We start from the raw sequence: 24,134 nt of genomic DNA on the forward strand, positions 1-24,134 counted from the left end.
CTCTCATGTGCACCGTATGGATATTGCGACCTACTTCACACCAGGCCACGAAGACGAGCTCCGCGGCTTGTACGCCTATCCGGAGAACCTCTCGCAACCCTGGATGCGCGTGAACTTCGTTTCCAGCATCGACGGGTGCGTCTCCGTTGACGGAGTGAGCGGTGGACTGGGCACACCGGCAGACAAGTCGGTATTCGGGATCTTGCGCGAACTTTGTGACGTCGTCGTGGTCGGCGCAGGCACAGCGCAAGCCGAGAACTACGGGGGTGTGCAGGTCTCGGACGCAGCTCGGGCGCGACGAAAGGCGAGCGGCCTCGCTCCGGTCCCACCGATCCTCGTCGTCTCGGCGCACGCGTCGATCGACCCCGAAAGCCGACTCCTTCGCGATACCGGAGTTCCACCGATCCTTGTTGTCGGTCGCGACGCGGACTCCGCGGCAATTTCGGCGCTGAGATCTGCCGGAGCGCAGGTGGAGGTGACGGACTCACCGAACGTCACCAGCGGCGACATCGACAGGGCCTTGTCGGCTCGCAAGCTCCGTCGCGTGCTGTGCGAGGGCGGACCATCACTTTTCGGGCAGTTGATCGAGGACAATGCCGTCGACGAACTCTGCATCACCACGTCACCTCAACTGGTGGGGAGCAAAGTCGGCCGAATCTCCCTCTCCCCCAACGCAATGCCCACAGCCATGCGTCCCGCGCACATTCTCGGCGATACGGACGGCACGATCCTCACTCGATGGGTTCGTCAGCAGCCACGTCGGTGAACCTGGCACTCTGGTCGGCATGCGCAGAGTTGCTTTGATGGCCGTCGTCCTCGCGACGTGTTGTGCGTGCGGCGCCGGTCCGTCGCTTCGGCCCGCCGTCGCGGTCGAAGGCCGCACCGACGGCAGCCCTGCCCAGAGCGAGGGACCGTCGCCCGATGCGCCGCCGGTTGACCCTGGCGTCCCGACCGATGACATACCGTGGCGAGACTGCACCGGCACGTCACTCGCCGACCAGGCTCTCGCGGCGTCGAGCGCCGGCGTCATTCTCGAATGCGCGGAATTCAATGCCCCCATCGACGTGACCGGCGCCATCGACGGCAACTTCACTGCCGGCTTGACCCGCGCTCGGACCTCGTCGACGCCTGCCGACGCGTATCCGATCGTGTTCACATCGGGCACCGATCGTTCGTCGGGAAACTCTCTGGCCATGCTCGCCGCTTCCGGCTTGAACACGGTTCTCGCCGAACATCCGGTGGTTGCCCTCGATCGCCGCGGAATCGACAGGTCCACCGCAATCGACTGCATGACGCCGGAGATTCGGCGCGGACTTCACGATCTGGGCCAATTCGACTCGGACACCACCGGTGACGCCGCCGATGCGGTCGCGGCCCTCGGTCACGACGCCACCATTGCCTGCACGGACTACCTCGACCCTCAAGAACTGAAGTTCGGCGCCGACTCCGCAGCCGAGGACATCGACGCTCTACGTACACGGTGGGGCGTCGAGACCATCGCTCTGTGGTCGGCAGGGTCCGGCTCGGACATCGCGCTGAGCTATGCGGCGGCCCACCCGAACAACCTCGCGAGGTTGATCCTCGATTCTCCCGCTCCGGTGGCCACCGACGCTGCCACCGAGGCAGAGAGTCGCGTGCAGGGCGAGGAAGCCGCGTTGACCGCGTTCGCTCAGCGATGTGTGGCGCTGGGGTGCTCGCTCGGACCTGATCCGAAGAAATCGGTCACGGACTTGATGGAGCGCGCTCGAGCCGATGAATTCCAGCCGCTGTCCGCCGCTGCGGTGTCGAACGCGATTTCGGCCAGCCTGTGGACTGCCGGAACCAACCGTGAGCAGGAGACCCGCTCACTGTCCGACGCTCTGTCCGCGCTCGGTACCGGCAACGCTTCGCCGATTCGAGAGCGCGCCGCCCGGGCGGAGAACGAGGTGGACGGCGACGGCCAGTTCATCGGACGGTGCACCGACGGCATGCAATGGCCGGGCATCGGGCGTGTGCGCGAGCTTGCGGACACCTGGGGCACCAACTATCCGGTGTTCGGGCGAGAAGCCGCGCTCGGGTTGCTGGCGTGCGCCAGCTGGCCGTCGACCGCCAACTCCCCCCTGCCGAATCAGTTGAAGCCCCCAGTCCTCGTGCTGAGCGGTCAGGGTGACCCGGCCGTCGGGAACTCCGGACTCTCGACCGTCACCGGCGTCGTGACCAATGCAGGATCGCGCTTCGCAACTCTGGACTGGCAAGGTGCGGGTCACCCCGCGGCACAATCCACCTGCGCTCAACAGGCGATGCGCCTCTACCTCAGCGACGCCTCCCTGCCCAGTAACGGAAGCGTGTGCCCAGCCTGACTCGGGCGCTCGTCCACCACGACCGAAAAGGGGTGCATCCCCCGATCACACCCTGCTCCGGTGTACCGTGCCGAAGTGTTCCTTCGACAGCTCGAGCCGCGTACCGGGCGGACAACCCAACAAGTCGTCAACTTCGTTTTGTGGCCGATCGCCGTGATGACAGTGCTCAATCGTGTCATCGTCACAGCAGTCAACGGCGCCATCACCGATGACTTCCGACCGGTCTACAACGCCGCGCTGGCGTTCTGGAACGGGCGCGACGTCTACACCGCAGATTTCAACTCCGTAGACCCCCATTACCTGTACCCACCATCGGGTTCCTTGTTGATGGCCCCCCTGGCGATCCTCGATCCCGAGCGCTCACGGTGGCTGTTCATCGGTGTCAATGCCGTCGCCATTCTCGTGGCTCTCTACCTGCTGTTGCGCTTGTTCGACCTGACGATCAGTTCCATCGCGGCGCCGATTCTGGTGCTCGGCGCGTTCATGTCGGAGACGGTCACCAACACGTTGGTGTTCACCAACATCAACGGCCTCGTCCTGCTCGGCGAAGTTGCCTTCCTCCTGTTGCTGATGCGCAAGAAGGATCTGTGGGCCGGCGCCGCGATCGGTCTCACCATCGCAGTGAAACCCACTCTCGCGCCGCTGCTCCTGCTGCCACTCGTTCGCGGTCAGTGGAAGGTGTTGGTCACCGCCCTGGGCATCCCGTTCATTCTCACGGTCGTGGCATGGCCGCTGGCGTCGGATCCGATGGACTTCGTCCGCCGCACCGTGCCGTACCTGCTCGAATCTCGTGACTACTTCAACAGTTCGATTGTCGGAAACGGCGCTTACTTCGGTCTGCCCGAATGGTTGATCCTGCTCTTGCGCGTCGTGTTAGCCGCCATGGTCGTCGTCTCTCTGTGGCTTCTGTACCGCTACTACCGCAACGACGAACTCTTCTTCCTCACCACCGCGACCGGTGTGATCATGACCGCGTCGTTCCTGCTGCCCTCGCTCGGCCAGATGTACTACTCGATGATGCTGCTCCCGCTCCTGATGTCCGTGGTACTCAAGAACTCGGTCATGCGGAACTGGCCGGCGTGGCTCGCCGTCTACGGCTTCATGACGTTCGACAGCTGGTGGTCGAACCGCTGGCCGACCTTCGGCCGGGCGGCCGAATACACCAAGAGCACCCTCGGCTGGAGCCTTCTGCTGATCGTGATCTTCTGTGTCCTCGGATACCGGTATCTGGTCGCGCGTCGAGAGGGCCGTTTGGATCGGGGAATCGATCCCGCGTACCTCCTCGATCCCCCACTCGATGCCGTCTCACCTGCCCACGAAGCCGAAACGGCGACAAAGCATTAGCGTGGAGGCATGAGTTCTTCACACGATGGCATCGACAGCACACCTGAGGTCACGTACACCGAGAGCGAGTGGCGCGAAAAACTGACGCCGGAGGAGTTCGCCGTCCTGCGCCAAGCCGGCACCGAACGCCCCTTCGTCGGCGAGTACACCGACACCACCACGGAAGGTGTCTACTCCTGCCGGGCCTGCGGAGCCGAACTGTTCCGCAGCACCGAGAAGTTCGAATCGCACTGCGGGTGGCCGTCCTTCTTCGATCCGGCGGATTCGGATGCCGTGATCCTGAAGGAAGACAGCTCACTCGGGATGCGCCGCGTCGAGGTCATCTGCAAGAAGTGCCACAGCCACCTCGGTCACGTCTTCGAGGGTGAGGGGTACCCGACGCCGACCGATCAGCGGTACTGCATCAACTCGATCTCGCTGGTCCTCAAGCCCGCTCAGTAGCCAGGTCGTGGGCTACCCCGTGTCACTGGTAGCCCACGATTCGAGACTTTCCACTCAGAAGTCCCAGTTCAGCGCAGTCGGGCTCAGACCGGCCGCATTCAGGTCCTCGTTGCGAGCGACAAGTCCGTCTTTGACGGAACCGATCCCGCCACCGATCGCGCCGGAAGTGATGTCAGTCAACGAGGCGTCGCCGCCCGTGACTTCCTTCGTCACGATCGCAGCGGACGCTCCCGACACCGCGTCGTCGAAGGCGCCCCGCGCGATCTCCTGCACTCTCGAACCGGTCGGGAGCGGGTTCGGGTCAGGGCCGACACGATCCGGCGTCGTCTTCAACCCTCCGTTCGCAAGTCCCTTGATGAAACCGTCGCGCCCCTCGGTCACGACCTTGCCACCGTCGATCGACTGGCGATGATCCATCGTCATCTGCCCGAGTTGAATGGCGAGGCCGGAGAAGACGGCAGCGGCAGCTTCCACTGCCGCAGCCTCGATCACTCGTATCAACAATTGCTGCAACAACATTCGGACCGTGAGTGTTGTTGCGACCTCAGCCGCCACGACCCCGGCGGTACTGACACCCAGTGTCGGGACAGCAGCCGCCACCATGGCGGCAATCTCGAGCGCCAGTGCGCCCAGCGCCGCGAGGATCGACAGTTTGGTGTACTCGATGTCCGTGCCGGTATCGGTGCATGACTGACCCAGTTCGGCCGCGGCAGAGGACAACCGCTCGAAGACCTCCGCAACTCCCCCGGCCTCGGACCAATACCGAGACAACGAGTCGCCGGCTCGACCGTCGATCGATGCCAGTACTGCCTGCAATCCGTAACCACCGGCAGCGGCCGAAGCCTCGATCCGATCGGCCGCACCTGACCAGGCATCACCCAACCTCCACAGTGCCGTTTCGTCTCCTTGCGGCCAGTCACTGCCCACCGCGACCGACGCAACCGCCTGTAACCAGCCGGGAATCTCGAGTCCCATCAGAGCCCACCCGCCATGTCGTCGGCAAGCGAGGTGTCGATCGATTCGAAACGATCGGTGATCTCGATCAGCGTGGCGGTCAATTCGCGGAGCGCGCCCGCGACCAGTGTCATCCCACCGACTGCTGACTCCGCACCGGGAACATATGCGCCTGAGAATGCGGATCCGAACTGGTCAGTGCCCCAGCAACCCTCTTCGGCGGCGACCACTGCGTCGAGAGCGCTCCGCGCCTCGTCGAGATCGGCACCGACCACCGCGAAGGCTGGTGCAGCACTTTTCATCGCGGCCACATTCACGCCCAGTTCAGACATTGCCGGAGCTCCTCAGAACGGTGCGGTCCCAGTTCTCGTCGCAGGAAGCCGGTGTGGAGCTCGGACGAGGTTCGAGAATCTCGCGCAATCCGAGCACGCCCGGAACCAGATCCGGCAAGTCGATTCCGGCCGCCTCCGTGAGCGGCTTCGTCATCTCGGCAACCTGTCGGCGTATGTCTTCTGCCGCAGACGCGGCCGTAGCCAGGATCAGATTCCCCAACGCTGCCGGCGAATGCTTGGCGTAAGAACTCCCCGCGAGATCGACTCCCACCACCGCCCCCGAGGCGTCGACGACGATTTCCACGCTGCCGTCACTCGAACGCGCGCTCGCCGTCGCTCGAGCGATCCTCTCCTGCAAGTCCGCCAGCGATCGAGTCCGCTCCAACAGAACGTGCTGCATCGAATCGATCTGAGCCCGAAGTACTTCGACTTGCCCCCGCATCGAACCAACATCCGCTGCACTCACGATGGCCCCCACCTTCGATAGATCGTGACACCTGATTCAGGCGCTCACGAGGTTCGACGCGAGAGGTGGCCGATCGGTTCCGTCAGCGTGAACGAAGCACGGGCGGATCGAATGCCTTGACCGGCGGCAGGGCCCCGTCGAATTTCTCGATCTGCACCAGAACGTGCTGGCCGGTGCACCCGTGCGAGAGTGACGACGTGCCGACGTCCGGTGTCAGAACGTTGGGATTGCCGTGCACACACAGAGAGTCGGGATCGGCAGGATCGAGCGGGTCGTACCAGGCACCGGTGGAAAGTTGGACGACGTCGCTCCGCAAGTCCGAGTCGACGATCACACCAGCAAGGCACGCTCCGCGATCGTTGAACACCCGCACCACGTCTCCTGCCGAGACGCCGCGCGCGGCCGCTGCATCGGGGTGCATACGAATCGGCTCGCGTCCCTGAATCTTCGACGCCTGGCTCGCAGCGCCGTGATCGAGTTGGCTGTGCAGACGCGTCTTGGGCTGATTGGCGATCAAGTGAAGCGGGAATTGCGAGGCTCGCGGTCCACCCAGCCACTCGTCGGGCTCGTACCAGCGCGGATGGCCGGCGCAGTCGTCGTAGCCGAAGGACTCGATGGTCTCGGAGAAGATCTCGATCTTCCCACTCGGAGTCGAGAGCGGATATTTCTCGGGATTCTCACGGAAGTCACCGAAGAGCACGAGGTTGTCTTCGGTTCGCATCCGGTAGTGCCCTTCTGCCCAGAAGTCCTCGAACGTCGGTGTGTTGCCGCCGTCTGAATCGACGAACGGCCGCCATTGAGCGTAGAGATGCTCGATCCACTCCTGTGAGGATCGCCCCTCTGTGAACTGTTCCCCGAATCCGAGCGCAGAAGCCAGAGCGGCAAACGTGTCGTAGTCGTCACGCGAGTTCTCGAAAGGTGGAACGACCTGCTGCATCGCGACCAGAAGCGGGTCGTTTCGAGTGCAGCTCAGGTCATTTCGTTCGAGCGAGGTGGTCGACGGGACCACGATGTCGGCGTTGCGGGCCATCGGCGTCCAGTACGGATCGTGAACGACGATCGTGTCCGGACGCGCAAATGCCCGTCGCAGCCTCGGGAGATCCTGATGGTGGTGAAACGGATTGCCACCGGCCCAATAGACCAACCGGATGTCAGGATAGGTCAGGCGTCGGCCGTCGTAGTCGAACTCCTCCCCGGGCGAAAGCAGCAGGTCGGAAATCGCGGCTACCGGAATGAAATCCGACACCGGATTCACACCTTGCGAGAAGGTCGGCAAGGGATACGGCACCGGAGCCAGACCCGGCTCGTTCATCGAACCGTAGCCGTGCCCGAAACCTCCACCCGGAAGCCCGAATTGGCCGAGCATCGCTGCGAGTGTCACGCCCATCCACGGTGCCTGTTCACCGTGTTTGATGCGTTGCAACGACCACGTGACGGTCACCAGCGTCCGGCCAGACGCCATTCTCCGAGCCAGGTCGGTGATGAACTCCGCCGACACACCGGAGATCTTCTGCGCCCAGCGCGGATCCTTCGGTACACCGTCGGAACGTCCGAGCAGGTAATCCTCGAAGCGTTCGTAACCGACGCAGAAACGGCCCAGGAAATCGCGATCGTGCAGGTCCTCCGACGCCAGGACAAAGGCCAGGGCAAGCATGATTGCAACGTCGGTTCCCGGAACGGGTGCGATCCACTCACAGTCACCCTCGACGTCGTCACGCAACGGACTGAAGGAGACGATCTTTCCGCCGCGGGCACGAAACGCGTCGAGCGCCCCGCGCGTCGGATGATCGCTCGTACCACCGGCATTGACTCCGGTGTTCTTGATCGGCACTCCTCCGAACGAGACGAGGAGTTCGGAGTGCTTCGCGATGACGTCCCACGACGTGGAGCGCGCGAACAACTTCCAGTGCGTTCCGACCACACGCGGCATGATGACACCGGTGGCACCGAGCGAGTAGCTGTGAACTGACTTGGTGTATCCACCCAGCTGATTCAGAAATCGGTGAACTTGGCTCTGCGCGTGATGGAATCGGCCGGCGCTGGCCCAGCCGTACGAGCCGCCGAAGATCGCCTTGTTTCCGTGCGCGTCGACCACGCGACGTAGTTCACGCGAGAGGAGTTCGGTCAGTTCGTCCCAGGAGACCGAGACGAATTCGTCGGCTCCACGTCGGTCGCTGGGACCCGGCCCGTTCTCGAGCCAACCCCGACGCACCGCCGGGCCCGAAACACGAGCCCGACTGCGCACCGAACCGGCGAGGTTCCCGAGCATCGGCGAAGGATTCGCATCACCCTCGTACGGATGCACGGCGGTCACCTCGCCGGCGACCGATTCGGCGGTGAACATTCCCCAATGGGACATGTGTTGACGACGCCGGTTCGGTGCAGTTGTCACAGGAACTACTTTCGAAGCAGATCAGGGAAGGGAAAGGACCAGCTTCTCGATGTCCACGCGCGGGCCGGTGAAGAACGGCACCTCTTCGCGAACGTGCAAGCGAGCTTCGGTGGCACGTAGATCGCGCATCAGATCGACGATACGAATGAGCTCGGGTGCTTCGAACGCGAGAATCCACTCGTAGTCCCCCAGGGCGAAGGCCGGGACCGTGTTGGCGCGAACGTCCTTGTACGAACGAGCAGCCATACCGTGATCGGCGAGCATCTTGCGACGCTCCTCGTCGGGGAGCAGGTACCACTCGTACGAGCGGACGAACGGGTAGACGCAGATGTAGTCGCCCGGATCCTCACCCGCGATGAACGAGGGCACGTGGCTCTTGTTGAACTCCGCGGGGCGGTGCACCGCCGAGTTGCTCCAGATGGGAGCACTGGCCTGTCCGAGGACGGTGGTGCGACGGAAATCCGCGTACGCGGCCTGCAGTTCCTCGATGGTGGCCGCGTGGGTCCAGATCATGAAGTCCGCGTCGGCGCGCAGGCCGGCGACGTCGTAGATCCCGCGAACCACGACGCCCTTGTCTTCGAGACCCTCGAAGAACAAGCGGGCGTCCTTGACCGCAGCTTCCCGATCATCGCCCAGCACACCGGGTTCCACCTGGAACACGGAGAACATGAGGTAACGGATTTCAGAGTTCAGTTTGTCGAAATCAAGGCGTGCCATGGGTCTATCGTGCCACTCGCTCGAATATCCGTGTAGCCGCCGTCGTGCCGACTGCGACACACGCCGGAACCCCGACGCCGTGCAGCCACGACCCGGCCAGGGCGAGGCCGTCGAACTGCGTCATCCCGGACTCGATTTCAGCCACGATTTCCGTGTGACCTGGGGCGTATTGGGGAAGACCTCCGTGCCACCGCTGTACGAAGGTCGCGCCTGGCTCCTCGGTGATTCCGGTCACGGTCTCGAGATCGGCGCGCGCGAAGTCGATCAACTCACCATCCGGCCGGTCGACGATCTCCGATGCACCGAATCGACCGAACGACACCCGAACGAGGTGCTCACCGCGATCAGCGAGGTGTGTCCACTTTCGGCTCGACAGCGTGAACGCCTTGGCGGTCAGGTCGGCGTCGGTGGCTACCAGGATCCCTGAATTCTGCGGAAGTTCGACCTGCCCGGACAACCGGAGCGCCACCACCGCGGACGACGCCAGTTCGATCCGAGCGACGGTACTCGCAACATCCGCATCGACTCCGGCCAACAGCGCCGCCGCGCGCGGCGCCGGGACGGCCAGAATCACCGCGTCGACGCTTCCGAGCGGATCGACGTTCCAACCAGCCCCGTCGCTGCGCAACCCAGAAGCCTCGCCACGGACGAAGGTCGCGTCGGCGGCCTGCTGCAGCGCATCGAGCAGGATGCCGTACCCGTCTCTGAGCGCTCCGAACACCGGCCCCGGTGCAGGCGTCGGCAATGCGGCTGCGACTGCATCCGTGAGGCTCCGAGAGCCCGCATCGAGGGCCGCAGCGAGTGTCGGCAAAGCTGCACGCACGCCGATGGTCTCCGCCAGCCCCGAGTACACCCCACCGAGAAGCGGATCCACCGATCGGCTGACCACCTGATCACCGAATCGCTGCGAAACCAGTTCGGCAACACTGCAATCGGAACCGCGGGTCCACTCCAGCGGGACGCCGGCCTCGGCCGCTATGCGCGCCAGGGTCTGCTCGTCGACAAGATCTCGAACCGACTCCGCCGAAGCCGGGATTCCCATCAGGGTTCCGGTCGGCAACCGATTCAGTGAGCCCTGAGACCAGATCAACGGACTCAGGCCCGCGGGATAGACGATCTGATCGGTCAGTCCCAGCTCGGCGAGAAGCGCAGGAACTTCCGGCCGACGGGCGATGAAAGCCTCGGCACCGATGTCGATCGGGCCACCGCCCAGATCAATCGTTCGCAGCTTCCCGCCCAGCCGCGGTGAGTCGTCGACGATCGTGATGTCCGCTTCGGAGCCCAGACTGCGCCGAAGCCGGTACGCGGCAACCAGACCGGAGATTCCGCCTCCGATCACCGCGACCGACGGCCGAGTCGTTGTCACAGCGAGTGCACCAGCTCCACCGCCGAGGTGATCGCCGTGGGATCGGTGTCGGGAAGAACTCCGTGGCCGAGGTTGAAGATGTGGCCGATGGCACCGGCCTCGATCGCGCGGTCCCCTTCGGCGGCGATCCGGCGCACCTCACGATCGATCACCTCGGGGCCCGCGAACAGTACGGCGGGATCGAGATTGCCCTGCAGCGCCTTACCCGGACCGACACGACCAGCCGCGACGTCGAGCGGAATCCGCCAGTCGACACCCACGACGTCGGCGCCTGCCTCCCCCATCGCGCCGAGAAGTTCACCGGTGCCGACACCGAAGTGGATACGCGGGACGCCGGCAGCGGCAACCTCGGCGAACACTCGCTCGGAATGCGGGAGAACAAATTCCCGGTAATCGGCCAGCGAGAGCGCGCCGGCCCACGAGTCGAACAGCTGGACCGCGTCGACGCCCGCCTTGAGCTGCGCCTGCAGGAAGCAGATCGTGGTGTCGGCCAAACTTCCGAGCAACGCGTGCCAGGTCTTCGGATCGGAGTGCATGAGCGCTTTGGTCTTCTCGTGGTTCCGGCTCGGACCACCCTCGACCAGATACGACGCCAGAGTGAACGGCGCTCCGGCAAAGCCGATCAGCGGCGTGGAGCCCAACTCGGTAGTGAGAAGCCGAACGGCCTGCGCGATTGCGCCTACCTCTTCGGGGACCAGTCGCGGAAGTGCTGCAACGTCGGCGATGGAGCGAATCGGATTGGCGACCACCGGTCCGACGCCGGCAACGATGTCGAGATCGATTCCCGCGGCTTTGAGTGGAACGACGATGTCCGAGAACAGGATTGCCGCGTCCACGTCGTGACGGCGCACCGGCTGCATCGTGATCTCACAGACCAGCGCCGGATCGAAACAAGATTCCAACATGCCGATCCCGGCGCGGATCTCGCGGTACTCCGGCAACGAACGCCCGGCCTGACGCATGAACCACACCGGCCGTCGACTCGGAGTGCGTCCGGTCGCCGCGGCAAGCAACGGTGCGTCGGGCAAGACTCGCCGAGCGCTGTACTCCGCCGACCCGGTAATGCCTGAATTCATGTTGTCCAACCCGCTCATCAGTCCTCGCGCTCTCCGCCAACGTGTGTCTTCGATCGACTCAATGCTGCCACGTCCCACACTCGGGATCGGACACCCGAGCGGTTCGTGAGCGGCCACACACCCGAGCCACACTCGGTCGGCGCGCCTCCACCTCCCCGCCCGCATCCCCGACTAACGTCCTGACCTGTGACGACATCCGGATCGACAGCCGACCCGGCCGAGTTCCGTGCCGCCGTGGAGGCGATGACCGCTGCGCGGGTTCGGCCCGAGATAGAGGTCGGCCCCATCCGCCCGCCGCAGCGTCTCGCTCCGTACAGCCACGCGGTGGGGGCCGAGGTTCTCCACCCGGACTCCGACGTCGTGGCCGAGCAGTCCGAAGGTGACGCTTTCGGCCGCCTGATCCTGTTGTTCGATCCGGACGGCGACGAGGCGTGGAACGGCACCATGCGGTTGGTGGCGTATATCCAGGCCGATCTCGACGAAGCCGTCGCCGCGGATCCACTACTTCCCGAAGTAGCCTGGAGTTGGCTGGTGGACGCTTTGGAGGCCGGACCGGAACCTTTTGTGGCCCTGGGCGGTACGGTCACAGCTACAACTTCCGTGCGGTACGGCGACATCGCCGGGCCTCCGCGAGCCCATCAACTGGAGTTGCGAGCGTCCTGGACTGCAACTTCGTCCGAATTGGCTCACCACGTCGAGGCTTTCTGCGAGGTTCTCGCGTACGCGGCGGGGCTTCCGCCTGCCGGGATAACCACGCTGTCGCGGCAGAACGACTGACTCTGCTATTCGTTTGAGCATTCCCCCGAAAAAATACTAGAACCTGTTCTAGAATGAGTCATGCAACGTCTCAGCGGACTCGACGCGACCTTCCTCTACTTGGAAACACCGACCCAGCTATTGCACGTTTGTGGACTTGTCCTGCTCGACCCCACGACCATCCCGGGCGGCTACGACTACCGGAAGCTGCTTCGCGAGTTGGACTCGCGGATGGCCACCATGCCGACCTTCCGGCGCAAACTCAAAGATTCCCGTCTCAATCTCGACTACCCCGTGTGGGTCGACGATCACGATTTCGACATCGAGCGGCACTGCCATCGGACCGCGGTACCTGCTCCCGGCACACACGCGGAACTGGCAGAGCTCGCCGGACACATCGCGAGCCAACCGCTGGATCGTTCCCGACCGCTGTGGGAGATGTGGGTGATCGAGGGACTTGCCGACGGACAGATCGCCGTCATGTCGAAGATCCATCACAGCGCTGCCGACGGTGTCACCGGCGCGAACATCCTGGCTCAGCTGTGCAGTCTCGAACCGGATTCACCGGCGCTCGTGGATCCCACAGCACAGGGTGCGGGCGACGCGGGAACGCTGGACATCGCCATCGGCGGACTCATGGCCGTCATCGCCCGACCCGCAAGAATTGCCCGTCTGGTCCCCGGCGGAATCGCCATGCTCCCGAAGTGGGTGACGCGTGCGCGAAAGGGTGAAGCGATGCCTGCTCCGTTCACCGCGCCGCGGACCTCGTTCAACGGCGCGATCACCGGTCACCGCAACGTCGCGTTCAGCCAACTCGATCTCGCGAAGGTCAAAGCCGTCAAGGACCGTCACGGCGTCAAGGTCAACGACGTGGTTCTCGCGCTCTGCGCCGGGGCACTGCGTAAGTATCTGGAGGACCGGGACGAGCTGCCGGAGGACTCCCTCGTCGCCATGGTGCCGGTGTCGGTCCACGGCAAATCCGATCGTCCGGGCACGAACCAGATCTCGGGCATGTTCACGCAACTCGGCACCCAGATCGCCGATCCGGTCGAACGCCTGCACGCGATCAGCGATTACAACGCCACCTCGAAGAACCACAACGAGGCTCTGGGCGCGAACATGCTCCAGGACTGGTCGCAGTTCGCTTCGCCGGCGGTGTTCGGCGCCGCCATGCGCGTGTACTCGTCGCTCAAACTCGCCGAGCGTCACCCCGTCGTGTCCAACCTGGTCGTGTCGAATGTGCCTGGACCGCCGGTCCCGCTCTACTTCCTCGGTGCCCAGATCAAGGGAATGTTCCCGCTCGGCCCGATCTTTCACGGAGCAGGTCTCAACGTGACGGTGATGTCTCTCGACGGAAAACTCGACGTCGGCATCGTCAGTTGCTCCGATCTGGCACCCGAATTGGACCAGCTCGCGCAAGGTTTCGGAGCCGCACTCGACGAACTGTTCGACGCTGAGGTGACAACCCCGGCCCCGACTGCGACGTAGAGTCAGTGACCATGTCCGAAGTCACCGATGATGCAACCGAGCCCACCTCCGACGTAGTTCCGCTGCTCGTTCCGCGTGACGGAGTTCCGGACGTCATCACCACTGCCGCCGGTGTCGCCGACGCCGCGGCCGCGCTGGCCTCCGGCCACGGCCCGCTCGCCGTGGACGCCGAGCGCGCATCCGGATTCCGCTATTCGGCACGGGCGTACCTGATCCAGCTTCGACGCGAAGGAGCAGGATCGTTCCTGCTCGACCCGATTCCGACAGCGCAAGACCTGCAGCCGTTGGCCGAGGTGATCAACCCGTTGCAATGGGTGCTGCACTCTGCCGATCAGGATCTCCCCGGCCTCGCCGAACTGGGCCTGACGCCGGCCGAGCTGTTCGACACCGAACTGGCCGGACGACTGGCCGGGTTCGAGCGAGTCGGACTCGCCGCGATCGTGGAACGAACCCTGCGAGTGGAACTTCGCAAGGGTCACGGGGCTGCGGACTGGTCGACACGTCCGCTGCCGGACGCCTGGTTGAACTACGCCGCCCTCGACGTCGAAGTGCTTCTCGAACTGCGCGACGCAATGGAAGCCGAACTCGAATCCCAAGGCAAGCTCGAGTGGGCGAAGGAAGAGTTCGAGTACATCCGTCTGGCCGGCCCGCCCAAGCCCAAACCGGACCGCTGGCGTCGTACGTCGCACATCACCTCACTCAAGACCACCCGTCAGTTGGCGGCGGTACGGGCGCTGTGGCAGGCGCGCGAGGATCTCGCACGCAAGCGCGACGTGTCTCCGAGTCGGGTTCTTCCTGACTCCGCGATCATCGATGCCGCTCTCAAAGATCCTCGGTCGTTGGACGCGCTCCGCTCGCTTCCCGTCTTCGGCGGACCACGTCAACGCCGTTATTCGCGTATCTGGATGGATGCACTGGAAGCCGCGCGCAAGCTCCCCGACAGCGAGCTTCCGCCGAAAACCCCGCCCATCGTCGGGCCGCCCGCTGCCGGTCGCTGGGCCCGCCAGGATCCAGCGGCGGCTGATCGGTTGACCGCGGCGCGCGCAGCACTGTCGGACCTGAGCAAAGAGGTTTCGGTGCCCGTGGAGAATCTGCTCCAACCCGACCTGGTCAGGCGCCTGTGCTGGGACTGGAAACTGGAACCCGACTCGGACATCGCCGAAGTCGAGACTGCGATCGAGACCAAGCTCACTTCCGGTGGCGCACGTGGCTGGCAACGCACTTTGACCGTTCCCGTCCTCGCCGAGGCACTGAACTCCGTGGTCCCGGCCGAGCCCGAAGTGGAAGAGCCGGAATCCTGACCTGACCCCGGTGTGAGGTTGGAGCAATTCGGCACGTTAAGTTACCGGTCAGTAATGGGCAGTAGTACGCTCGATACGAGGCCGGACGCCTGGCCGTGATCGCCGAACCAACGTCTCACCGCCCTTCGGTGCGGTGGGCAGCTCCATCAGGAGGAATTCGCGTGGCTCCATCCACAAACAACCAACGCAACGTCGTCTTCGTCGACGGCATTCGCACCCCGTTCGGCAAGGCCGGCCCGAAAGGCATGTACGCCGACACGCGCGCAGACGATCTCGTCGTCAAGGCGATTCGTGAGCTGCTTCGCCGCAACCCGCAGCTCGATCCCGCACGGATCGACGAAGTTGCCGTTGCAGCCACCACGCAGACCGGCGACCAGGGCCTGACCATCGGCCGCACCGCTGCGATCCTCGCCGGTCTCCCCGAAACCGTTCCAGGATTCGCCATCGACCGCATGTGTGCCGGCGCGATGACCGCCGTCACCACGACCGCGTCGGGCATCGGCTTCGGCCAGTACGACGTCGTGATCGCCGGTGGCGTCGAGCACATGGGTCACCACCCGATGGGTGAGGGCGCAGACCCCAACCCGCGTTTCCTCGCCGACCGCCTGGTCGACCCGAGCGCCCTCGTGATGGGTAACACCGCCGAGAACCTGCACGACCGGTTCCCGACCATCACCAAGGACCGCACGGACGCCTACGCCGTCAACAGCCAGAACAAGTACGACGCTGCCAAGAAGGCCGGCTTCATCGCCGACACCCTGGTCCCCGTCGCCACCCGCAGTTCCGCGGGCTGGGGTCTGGCCACCGAAGACGAGCCGCCGCGCCCCGGAACCACCGTCGAAGATCTCGCGAAGCTCAAGACGCCGTTCCGCCCGGCCGGACGCATCACCGCCGGTAACGCAGCCGGACTCAACGACGGTGCCACCGCAGCACTGCTCGCCGGTGAGGACACCGCAGCCGAGCTCGGCCTGCCGGTCGGCATGCGCATGGTGGGCTTCGCCTACCAGGGCGTCGACCCCGCCGTCATGGGCATCGGCCCGGTTCCCGCCACCGAGAAGCTGCTGGCACGCACCGGCCTCAAGATCGAGGACATCGGACTCTTCGAGATCAACGAAGCGTTCGCCGTTCAGGTCCTCGCGTTCCTCGAGCACTACGGAATCGCCGACGACGACCCGCGCGTCAACCAGTGGGGCGGCGCCATCGCGTGTGGCCACCCTCTCGCTTCCTCGGGCGTTCGCCTGATGACGCAGCTCTCCCGCCAGTTCGCGACGCGTCCCGACGTGCGCTACGGCTTGACCACCATGTGCATCGGCCTCGGCATGGGCGGCACCGTCATCTGGGAGAACCCGAACCACGCTGACTACCAGGCAGGAGTTAACTAAATGTCTGATATTGCAACAGCATTCGCCGACGAGGTCGTGACGAACGCCTACACGAAGATCATCTCGGTCCCCGGCATCGAGGGCCCGTTTGCACTGATCACCCTCGACAACGGCTTCGACCACACCAAGCCGTCGTCCTTCGGTCCCGGCGGACTCGCAGCATTCGACGCCGCCCTCGACGAAGCCTTTGCCGCCAACCCGGTTGCCATCGCCGTCACCGGCAAGCCCTTCATCTTCGCCGCCGGCGCGGATCTCAAGGGTGTTCCCGCGATCACCTCTCGTGAGCAGGGACTCGAGCTGGGCCGCTTGGGTCACAAGGTGTTCCGACGCCTGCGTGAGTCGTCCGTTCCCACGTTCGCCTTCATCAACGGTGTCGCTCTGGGCGGCGGCCTCGAGGTCGGACTGCACAGCCACTACCGCACGGTTGCCGCCAATGCGGGCGCACTGGGTCTTCCGGAAGCATTCCTCGGTCTGGTCCCCGGTTGGGGCGGAACGCAGTTGCTCCCCAACCTCGTCGGCCCGTCGAACGCCGTCACCGTGGTTATCGAGAACTCGCTGAACCAGAACAAGGTGCTCTCCCCCAAGAAGGCACTCGAACTCGGCGTCGTCGACGTCGTTCTCGACTCTGCCGACTTCATCGAGCAGTCCCTCGCCTGGGCGTCGCAGGTCCTCGCCGGCACAGTGACCCCCGCTCGCCCCGAGATCGATCGTGGCCAGGGCTGGGACGACGCGATTGCTCGTGCGAAGGCGATCGTCGACGGCAAGACCAAGGGCAACGCTCCCGGCGCCGTCAAGGCCGTCGAGTTGCTCGAACTGGCTCGCAGCACCGACATCACCGATGCCGCCTCGCTCGACAAGGGCTTCGCGGCCGAGGACGAGGCTCTTGCCGATCTTCTGCTGACGGACGAGCTCCGGGCTGGTCTGTACGCCTTCGATCTGGTGAACAAGCGCGCCAAGCGTCCCGCCGGAGCACCCGACCGCTCGCTCGCTCGTAAGGTCAGCGGCGTCGGCATCGTCGGCGCCGGCCTCATGGCCAGCCAGCTCGCGCTGCTCTTCGTCCGCCAGCTCAAGGTGCCGGTCATCCTGACCGACATCGACCAGGAACGCATCGACAAGGGTGTCGGCTACGTCCACACCGAGATCGAGAAGCTCCAGGGCAAGGGACGCCTGTCCCCCGACGCTGCGAACCGCCTCAAGGCGCTCGTCTCCGGCTCCCTCGACAAGGCCGCGTTCGCCAAGACCGACTTCGTCATCGAAGCCGTCTTCGAGAACATGGACGTCAAGAAGAAGGTCTTCGCGGAACTCGAGCAGTTCATCGCTCCCGAAACCATCCTCGCCACCAACACGTCTTCGCTCTCCATCACGGAGATGGCGTCCGGCCTCGAACATCCCGAGCGTGTGGTCGGCTTCCACTTCTTCAACCCGGTGGCCGTTCTTCCCCTCCTCGAGATCATCAAGGGCAGCAAGACCGATGATGCCACTCTGGCAACGGCTTTCGCCACCGCGAAGTCGCTGAAGAAGTCCGCCGTCCTCTGCGGCGACAAGGCCGGCTTCGTCTTCAACCGCCTCGTCACCCGCACCTTGGGTGAGGTCATGTCCGCCGTCGACGAAGGCACCCCCTTCGACGTCGCAGACAATGCCATCGCCGAACTCGGCATGCCCATGTCGCCGTTCACCTTGCTGGCCCTCGTCGGACCCGCAGTGGCACTGCACACCGGTGAGACCCTGCAGGAGTCGTACCCGGACCGGTTCAAGAGCTCACCCGGACTCGAAGCACTCGTCGAGGCCCGCAAGCCCGGCGTGTGGACCTGGGGCGAGAACGGTCAGGCCGTCGACCCCGAGGTCGCCGCACTGTGGCCGCAGGGTGACAAGGTGTCCACCTCGGAAGAGGTCCTCGAGCGCACACGTCGTGCATTTGCCGAGGAAATTCAGATCATGCTCGACGAGGGCGTCGTCGCGGCAGCCGAGGACATCGACCTCTGCCTGCTGCTCGGCGGCGGATTCGGATTCTGGAACGGCGGCATCACGCCGTACCTGGACCGGACCGGTACCTCCGAGGCCGTCAACGGCAAGCGCTTCCTCGCGCCCGGTGTTGCCAGCGTCTGAGTCAGTCGATCGACCCGTCACGGACGGCGTGCCCTCGGGTACGCCGTCCGTGACGTTCTGCAGGCTCAGAAGAGTGTTCCCACATCGTCTTTCACGATGTTCTCGAGCGCGCGCTCCGCCACTGCGGCGATAGTCATCGACGGATTGCACGCAGCGGAGTTTCCCGGCAGCAAAGCGCCGTCGAGCACGTACAACCCCCGCTGGCCCAGAACCCGCCCATCAAGATCGCACACCGAGTTCATGCAGGCACCGCCTAGGGGATGCCAGGTGGACGGCAGTAACGCGTTGGTGTCGGTGAGCAGTCCTCCTGCCGCGATCTGCTGGGCCGCAGGTCCGATGTGGCCTTGCTGGATCGCCGAATCCCCGTCCTTCGGCCAACGGAGCACCGCCTCACCCCGCGCCGAGTCGTACACGAACCGACCTCGGTCGCGGCTCACACCGAATCCGACCATCACCGTGCTGTGAGCGTCGAACGCAACGGGCGGGAACGACGCCTGAATGACGGTGAACGCGTTATGCGGGTCGTCCCAGTTCCGGCTGCCGTAGACGACCGGCCCGCCCTGCGTCGCACCGAAGTTCTCGGCGAGATCCGACCAGATGTAGATCCGATCGGCATTGGTCCCCCACCCTGCGCCGAGCTCGTCCGGCAGATCCGTGATCCGCCCCGTCGCCGCGGCGCGGACAAGGAGTTTGGTGGTGTTCATGCTGCCTGCAGCCATCACGAGCGCATCCGTCGTCAAGATCTTGTTCTCGAGAATCTTGCCGGAAATGTCGGTCCGGTCCACGTACACGCGCCACCGTCCGTCGGCAGCCCGCTCGACATCGGTGACCTGGTGCAGAGTCTCCACATTCACCAATCCGGTCGCTTCCGCAGCCGCAATGTAGGTGACATCCACCGAATGCTTGCCACCGTTGTTGACACCGAGCGCGCCGTCACCGTTGGTGTAAGACGGCTTCATCTCACCCCTCAGTTCGGCCAACGCGAAGTTCCAGTCGATCGGCATCGGAATCTTCGACACGGGTAGACCGGAACGCGTTGCGTTACGCGCGAATACACGTGCCGCCTCGTAGTTCGGGCTGGAAATCAGTTCGTCTGGTGCAGTTTCCACTTGCAGCATCCGCGCCACCCGCGGGTAATGGACGCGGTCCATTCGTGCGTAATCGAGCTCCTCCGGAAAGTGCGTGTTGAAGACCGCTTCTTCCGGTTGCAGCGTCATCCCTTGGTACACAAGCGATCCGCCGCCCACACCGGCTGCGCAGATCGCGGTCATGTTCTCACCGGTCACCGTCTCCAACAAACCCGCGTATGGCTCGAAGATCGCCGGCCTGCCGAACAGAGTCGGGTTTGACTGATGCCAGAGGATGCGCTTGTCCGGACTGGCTGGGTGCGGAAAAGTTTCGGCATTCGGCCCGGTCTGCCACCGAATCCCTCTCTCCAGCAAAGTGACCGGAACCCCCGCCTCGGCCAGGCGAAGTGCCGTCACCCCGCCGCCGAACCCCGATCCGATAACCACGACACGGTGCACTTCACGTGTCAGCGGAATCCCTGTTGCAGCCCTGGCAGTGCGTGGCGCCATCATCGCGACTCCCACGGCGGCCGTACCGGCCAAGAACGATCTACGTTTCACTCCGGACATGACTGGTGCTCCCTCGAAGAATGTCGCCAGAGAATTCCGGGCACGCCAAAACTAGACACTCTGACGCTCGAGTGTCAAGGTTTTGGCGGAGCAGGCAAGGAACTACGAGGTCGACCGGATTGCGGGCCCGAGCCACCTCAAGAGAAAGGCCCGCAAGGAGTCGTCGGAATGTACGAGGTCACTGTCGAATGCAACAACCGAAAGCCCCAGTCGCACGGCAATTTCCACTATCTCATCCAACTCCGCCTCGGTGGCGAGGCCACGTTCGACCATAGGGGTGAGCATCTGACCAGCGAAAGGTATTGCTCGACTCATCATTTCGAGATCGAAGACAGGGTTTCCCCGCTCGGCGAGGAGCAGAGTCGCGAGCACCGGGTGAGCACGCACGGCAGTTCGCGCGGCAACGATGAATTCGACGACGTATTCACACGCCGTGTCGACCGACTCCACCTGTGCCGTGATCTCCCCGAGAACCTCGACAGCGAGACCGCCCATCGCCTGGGAGACGACCTCTTCACGTGTGCCGAAAATCGAGTACACCGTCTGGCGCGAGACACCGGCCGCGGTGGCAACTGCGGCAATGTTCACAGCCTCGAATCCGCCACCTTCGATCAGTCCGAGGGCGGCACCGAGAATCTTCTGCTGTGATCGCACGAGGAAAGTATTGCCCACCGAAACGGTGCACTGAGAAACGCGGTCCAGATCCGACTCCCCACCTGCATAAACGGCACAATCGGTTTCGTTTGGCTGCCGAAATTCAGTAGGTTAGGCTGCCCTTCATGAAAACTTCTATTCGGGGCTTCACTGCCCTCGGTGCGGCTGCAATCGCGGTCACCGCGCTTGTCTCGTGCTCCTCGGATTCAGGCACATCCACGCCATCCCAAGGTACGGGCGGATTCCCCGTCAGCATCGAGAACACCTTCGGCACCACGACCATCGACTCGAAGCCCGAGCGCCTCGTCACCCTCGGATGGAACGCGCAGGACATCCTGTACGCACTCGATCTGACTCCGGTCGGACAGCCCAAGTACACCTACGGCGCGGACGACAACGGCGTCATGCCGTGGGCGCAGGACTACTTCGACGCGGACAAGACAACGCTCTTCGACATGCCGGCCAGCGGAGAACCGCCGATCGAGTCCATCGCGTCGTTGACCCCCGACGTCATCCTCGCGCCGTACGAGGGCTTCGAGGAATCCGTCTACAACCAACTGAGCAAGATCGCACCGACGGCCGCCTACCCCGGCGCGGCCTGGCAGACATCCTGGCAGGACCAGACCCGCATCGTCGGCAAGGCAGTCGGCAAGAGCGAAGAGGCCGACAAGCTCGTCGACGGCCTCGACGCGACTCTCGCCGATACCGCCACAGCCCACCCGGAGTTCGCCGGAAAGACATTGGCAGTGGTCAACTTCGACACCGATTCGAGCAACATCAACGTCTATCTGCCCACTGATCCGCGGGTCCAGGTGCTGACCGAACTCGGGTTCGTCAACGCACCGGGCGTCGAGAAGCTAGCCGCGGACAATGCAGGTGGATCGTTCTTCAAGACGATCTCCTACGAGAACATCGCCGACATCGACGCCGATGTGATCGTCGGCTTCACCGACGGCTCCGGTGATCCGTCCGGCATACCCGCAGTCGGTGGACTCGGCGCGGTCAAGCGTGGATCCACCGCATTCCTCAGCGACACCCGGGTCATCGGCGGACTGAGCAACGTCAACGTCCTGAGCACGCCGTGGGTCCTCGGCCAGATCACACCGACGTTGAGCGAAGCCGCAAAGCGCGCCTCCGCCTAGAAAAGATGCAGTGTCGGTCACGGTCTTTATGCTCACCTGCATGGCCGAACTTTCGATCTCCGTAACCAGGCACGTCAACGCACCGGCGGACACTGTGTGGCAGGTCCTGACGGACCTCGACAACGCTGCCGACACCCTCTCCGGCGTGATCCGTATCGAACGGCTCGCCGGAGTGGGATACGCCGTCGGCACCAAGTGGCGTGAAACTCGGAAGATGATGGGCAAGGAAGCAACCGAGGACATGTGGGTCACCGAGGTCGAGGCTCCCACCCGCACCGTCGTCAAAGCCAACTCCCACGGCATGAACTACACGAGTGGGTTCACGCTGAAGCCTGACGCCACAGGCACGATCCTCGAGATGTATTCCTCCGGTGAATCCGAATCCACTTCACGTATCTCGAAGATCTTCACAGCGGTATTCGGTCGGTTGGGCGCGCGGGTGACCCGGAAATTCATGGCGAAGGATCTCGAAGACATCGCAGCAAAAGCCGAGCATCTCTCGGGCGAGTAAAGCGCCCTCACCTGCACTTACCGTTTTGTTTGCATAATAACTGCAATCAATACGACATCACTGTGTCAAGCTGATTCGCTGCGGGAATGGACTCAGCTGGGTAACGGCGCGTGAGTCCCCGCCAAATCTGCCCGGGTGGGCGTAGCGTGCAGAGTGCTCGCGGATGGATCGGCGCATCGGGGTGTCGACCGTAGGGCCTTTGAGGGGGCAGGAATGGCATTCAGCGGAACCGCCTCCGGCGGAGGATCAGGCGCTACTCGCGCCGACGTCGGACATGCAGTGCTCTTCGCCGGCGCCGCCGCGCTCGGCGGTTTTCTGTTCGGATACGACACCGCCGTCATCAACGGGGCGGTCGGTGCGATCCGAGACAAGTACGACATCGGCGCCTCGGGCACCGGGCTCACGGTCTCACTGACTCTGCTCGGCGCAGCACTCGGCGCCTGGATCGCAGGCACACTCGCCGACCGACTCGGCCGCATCCGCGTCATGCAGATAGCCGCGGTGTTGTTCATCATCGGCGCCGTAGGCTCCGCAATTCCGTTCAGCGTCTACGACCTCACGTTCTGGCGCGTGGTCGGCGGCCTGGCAGTGGGTTTCGCGTCAGTCATCGCCCCGGCCTACATCGCGGAGATCTCCCCCGCCGCGATTCGCGGACGTCTCGGCTCGATGTACCAACTGGCGATCGTTCTCGGAATCGCCGTGTCGCAGTTGGTCAATTACGCCCTCCAGGCCGCGGCCGGTGGTGATCGCAATCAGATCGCGGGCCTCGAAGCCTGGCAGTGGATGCTGATGCTCGAGGCGGTTCCCGCAGTCCTGTACCTGATCATGACAACCACGATTCCCGAATCTCCACGGTTCCTCGTGGCGCAGGGCAAGGACGATCGTGCTCGCAAGATCATCTCCGATCTCGAAGGTGGAGATCACGACGCCGTCACCGAACGCATGAACGAGATCCGCGAATCTCTGACGGAGAAGCAAGCCAAGACCACAGTCCGCCAACTCTTCTCGAAGCGGCTCGGGGTTTCCCATCTGGTGTGGGTCGGTATTGCACTCGCCGCGTTGCAGCAGTTGGTCGGCATCAACGTGATCTTCTACTACTCGAGCACCCTCTGGCAGGCGGTCGGATTCGGCGCTGACCGGTCCCTGCTGATCAGCGTCGTGAGCGCCTTGGTCAACATCGTCGGTACGTTTGTCGCCATCGCCGTCATCGACCGGGTCGGTCGAAAGCCGTTGTTGCTGGTCGGTTCCGCCGGTATGGCCATCTCACTGGGCACCGCAGCGTTCTGTTTCCATTCGGCAACAGTGACCAAGAACGAGATCGGCGAATCTGTGGCCACGCTGACCGGAGCCAACGCGACTATCGCACTTATCGGTGCGAACGCATTCGTGTTCTTCTTCGCGCTGTCCTGGGGCCCAGTGGTCTGGGTGTTGATCTCCGAGATGTTCCCCAACCGCGTGCGTGCTGCAGCAGTGGGAATTGCGACCGCCACCAACTGGGTCGCGAACTTCCTGGTGTCCTGGACGTTCCCGGCACTGGCCGATTGGAATCTGTCGTACACCTATGCCGGCTACGCCGTCATGGCAGCGTTGTCACTGTTCGTCGTCCTGCGATTCGTGAAGGAAACGCGAGGCAGCACACTCGAATCCGTCCAGTAGCGAGATCTCACGGTTTCACACCGAAAAGCGGTGGCCCTCGGATTGATCCGAGGGCCACCGCTTTTCGAGATTAT

General features: G+C 64.0%; 21 protein-coding genes. 12 read left to right on the plus strand and 9 right to left on the minus strand.

Going from position 1 to position 24,134, the window contains the following annotated elements:
- Positions 1-16: 16 nt before the first annotated feature.
- From ABIE52_RS08180 to msrB, 4 genes are read left to right on the plus strand one after another with little or no spacing between them, the layout of a single operon-like run.
- On the plus strand, positions 17-766 hold the full coding sequence (locus ABIE52_RS08180) for a pyrimidine reductase family protein (RefSeq protein WP_192712467.1): 750 nt from the start codon (positions 17-19) through the stop codon (positions 764-766).
- Positions 767-785: 19 nt separating this feature from the next.
- Complete coding sequence (locus tag ABIE52_RS08185) at positions 786-2,339, plus strand: alpha/beta fold hydrolase (protein WP_192712468.1); 1,554 nt, start codon at positions 786-788, stop codon at positions 2,337-2,339.
- 60 nt (positions 2,340-2,399) lie between these two features.
- Positions 2,400-3,683 (plus strand): glycosyltransferase family 87 protein, encoded by a 1,284-nt coding sequence (locus ABIE52_RS08190; RefSeq protein WP_065352427.1) that lies wholly within the window; start codon positions 2,400-2,402, stop codon positions 3,681-3,683.
- A 9-nt stretch (positions 3,684-3,692) separates the two neighbouring features.
- Positions 3,693-4,124: a peptide-methionine (R)-S-oxide reductase MsrB gene (gene msrB / locus ABIE52_RS08195; RefSeq protein ID WP_003942631.1), complete on the plus strand. Its 432-nt coding sequence runs from the start codon at positions 3,693-3,695 to the stop codon at positions 4,122-4,124.
- Positions 4,125-4,178: 54 nt separating this feature from the next.
- Here msrB and ABIE52_RS08200 read toward each other — a convergent pair whose 3' ends face one another.
- From ABIE52_RS08200 to hemE, 7 genes are all read right to left on the minus strand, one after another.
- Positions 4,179-5,099, minus strand: a complete 921-nt coding sequence (locus ABIE52_RS08200) for a WXG100-like domain-containing protein (RefSeq protein WP_003942627.1) — start codon at positions 5,097-5,099, stop codon at positions 4,179-4,181.
- A complete protein-coding gene (locus ABIE52_RS08205; protein ID WP_065352426.1) occupies positions 5,099-5,410 on the minus strand; it encodes a hypothetical protein in 312 nt (103 codons plus the stop codon). The genes ABIE52_RS08200 and ABIE52_RS08205 overlap by 1 nt, the downstream gene beginning before the upstream one ends.
- Positions 5,403-5,876 (minus strand): YbaB/EbfC family nucleoid-associated protein, encoded by a 474-nt coding sequence (locus ABIE52_RS08210; RefSeq protein WP_354541477.1) that lies wholly within the window; start codon positions 5,874-5,876, stop codon positions 5,403-5,405. The genes ABIE52_RS08205 and ABIE52_RS08210 overlap by 8 nt, the downstream gene beginning before the upstream one ends.
- An 82-nt stretch (positions 5,877-5,958) precedes the next feature.
- Positions 5,959-8,235 (minus strand): molybdopterin guanine dinucleotide-containing S/N-oxide reductase, encoded by a 2,277-nt coding sequence (locus ABIE52_RS08215; protein ID WP_192712592.1) that lies wholly within the window; start codon positions 8,233-8,235, stop codon positions 5,959-5,961.
- A 54-nt stretch (positions 8,236-8,289) separates the two neighbouring features.
- The gene (hemQ, locus tag ABIE52_RS08220) at positions 8,290-8,985 is read right to left on the minus strand and encodes a hydrogen peroxide-dependent heme synthase (RefSeq protein WP_003942644.1); all 696 of its coding nucleotides are present in this window, start codon (positions 8,983-8,985) and stop codon (positions 8,290-8,292) included.
- A 4-nt stretch (positions 8,986-8,989) separates the two neighbouring features.
- Positions 8,990-10,351, minus strand: coding sequence for a protoporphyrinogen oxidase (locus ABIE52_RS08225; protein WP_007732889.1), 1,362 nt, complete (start codon positions 10,349-10,351; stop codon positions 8,990-8,992).
- A complete protein-coding gene (hemE, locus tag ABIE52_RS08230) occupies positions 10,348-11,445 on the minus strand; it encodes a uroporphyrinogen decarboxylase (protein WP_030536874.1) in 1,098 nt (365 codons plus the stop codon). Before hemE ends, ABIE52_RS08225 begins: the two co-directional genes overlap by 4 nt.
- A 168-nt stretch (positions 11,446-11,613) precedes the next feature.
- On the opposite strand from hemE, the gene ABIE52_RS08235 reads away from it, so the two are divergent.
- The 5 genes from ABIE52_RS08235 to ABIE52_RS08255 all read left to right on the plus strand — a co-directional run bounded on the left by ABIE52_RS08235 (position 11,614) and on the right by ABIE52_RS08255 (position 18,460).
- Entirely contained in the window at positions 11,614-12,204 is a 591-nt protein-coding gene (locus ABIE52_RS08235) for a DUF3000 domain-containing protein (protein ID WP_003942604.1), read from the plus strand.
- Positions 12,205-12,264: 60 nt separating this feature from the next.
- Positions 12,265-13,671 carry a WS/DGAT/MGAT family O-acyltransferase gene (locus ABIE52_RS08240; RefSeq protein WP_003942594.1) on the plus strand — a complete coding sequence of 469 codons (1,407 nt, stop codon included), beginning with the start codon at positions 12,265-12,267 and terminating at the stop codon, positions 13,669-13,671.
- 11 nt (positions 13,672-13,682) lie between these two features.
- Positions 13,683-14,972, plus strand: a complete 1,290-nt coding sequence (locus tag ABIE52_RS08245) for an HRDC domain-containing protein (protein WP_042449928.1) — start codon at positions 13,683-13,685, stop codon at positions 14,970-14,972.
- 161 nt (positions 14,973-15,133) lie between these two features.
- The gene (locus tag ABIE52_RS08250; RefSeq protein ID WP_003942598.1) at positions 15,134-16,354 is read left to right on the plus strand and encodes a thiolase family protein; all 1,221 of its coding nucleotides are present in this window, start codon (positions 15,134-15,136) and stop codon (positions 16,352-16,354) included.
- Positions 16,355-18,460 carry a 3-hydroxyacyl-CoA dehydrogenase NAD-binding domain-containing protein gene (locus tag ABIE52_RS08255; RefSeq protein WP_007732875.1) on the plus strand — a complete coding sequence of 702 codons (2,106 nt, stop codon included), beginning with the start codon at positions 16,355-16,357 and terminating at the stop codon, positions 18,458-18,460.
- Positions 18,461-18,525: 65 nt separating this feature from the next.
- On the opposite strand, the gene ABIE52_RS08260 is transcribed toward ABIE52_RS08255, so the two are convergent.
- Together ABIE52_RS08260 and ABIE52_RS08265 are read right to left on the minus strand one after the other, a co-directional pair.
- Entirely contained in the window at positions 18,526-20,097 is a 1,572-nt protein-coding gene (locus ABIE52_RS08260; protein WP_030536877.1) for a GMC oxidoreductase, read from the minus strand.
- Positions 20,098-20,199: 102 nt separating this feature from the next.
- Entirely contained in the window at positions 20,200-20,751 is a 552-nt protein-coding gene (locus ABIE52_RS08265) for a TetR/AcrR family transcriptional regulator (RefSeq protein WP_030536878.1), read from the minus strand.
- A 125-nt stretch (positions 20,752-20,876) separates the two neighbouring features.
- Here ABIE52_RS08265 and ABIE52_RS08270 point away from each other — a divergent pair, with 125 nt between their 5' ends.
- The 3 genes from ABIE52_RS08270 (at position 20,877) to ABIE52_RS08280 (ending at position 24,060) form a co-directional block, all read left to right on the plus strand.
- On the plus strand, positions 20,877-21,893 hold the full coding sequence (locus ABIE52_RS08270; RefSeq protein ID WP_030536879.1) for an iron-siderophore ABC transporter substrate-binding protein: 1,017 nt from the start codon (positions 20,877-20,879) through the stop codon (positions 21,891-21,893).
- Between the two features lie 40 nt (positions 21,894-21,933).
- Entirely contained in the window at positions 21,934-22,404 is a 471-nt protein-coding gene (locus tag ABIE52_RS08275) for an SRPBCC family protein (RefSeq protein ID WP_354541478.1), read from the plus strand.
- Positions 22,405-22,617: 213 nt separating this feature from the next.
- The gene (locus ABIE52_RS08280; RefSeq protein ID WP_003942633.1) at positions 22,618-24,060 is read left to right on the plus strand and encodes a sugar porter family MFS transporter; all 1,443 of its coding nucleotides are present in this window, start codon (positions 22,618-22,620) and stop codon (positions 24,058-24,060) included.
- The last annotated feature ends 74 nt before the right edge of the window (positions 24,061-24,134 follow it).

Origin of the sequence: Rhodococcus sp. OAS809, from assembly GCF_040546695.1 — a bacterium.
Lineage (GTDB): Bacteria > Actinomycetota > Actinomycetes > Mycobacteriales > Mycobacteriaceae > Rhodococcus_F > Rhodococcus_F qingshengii.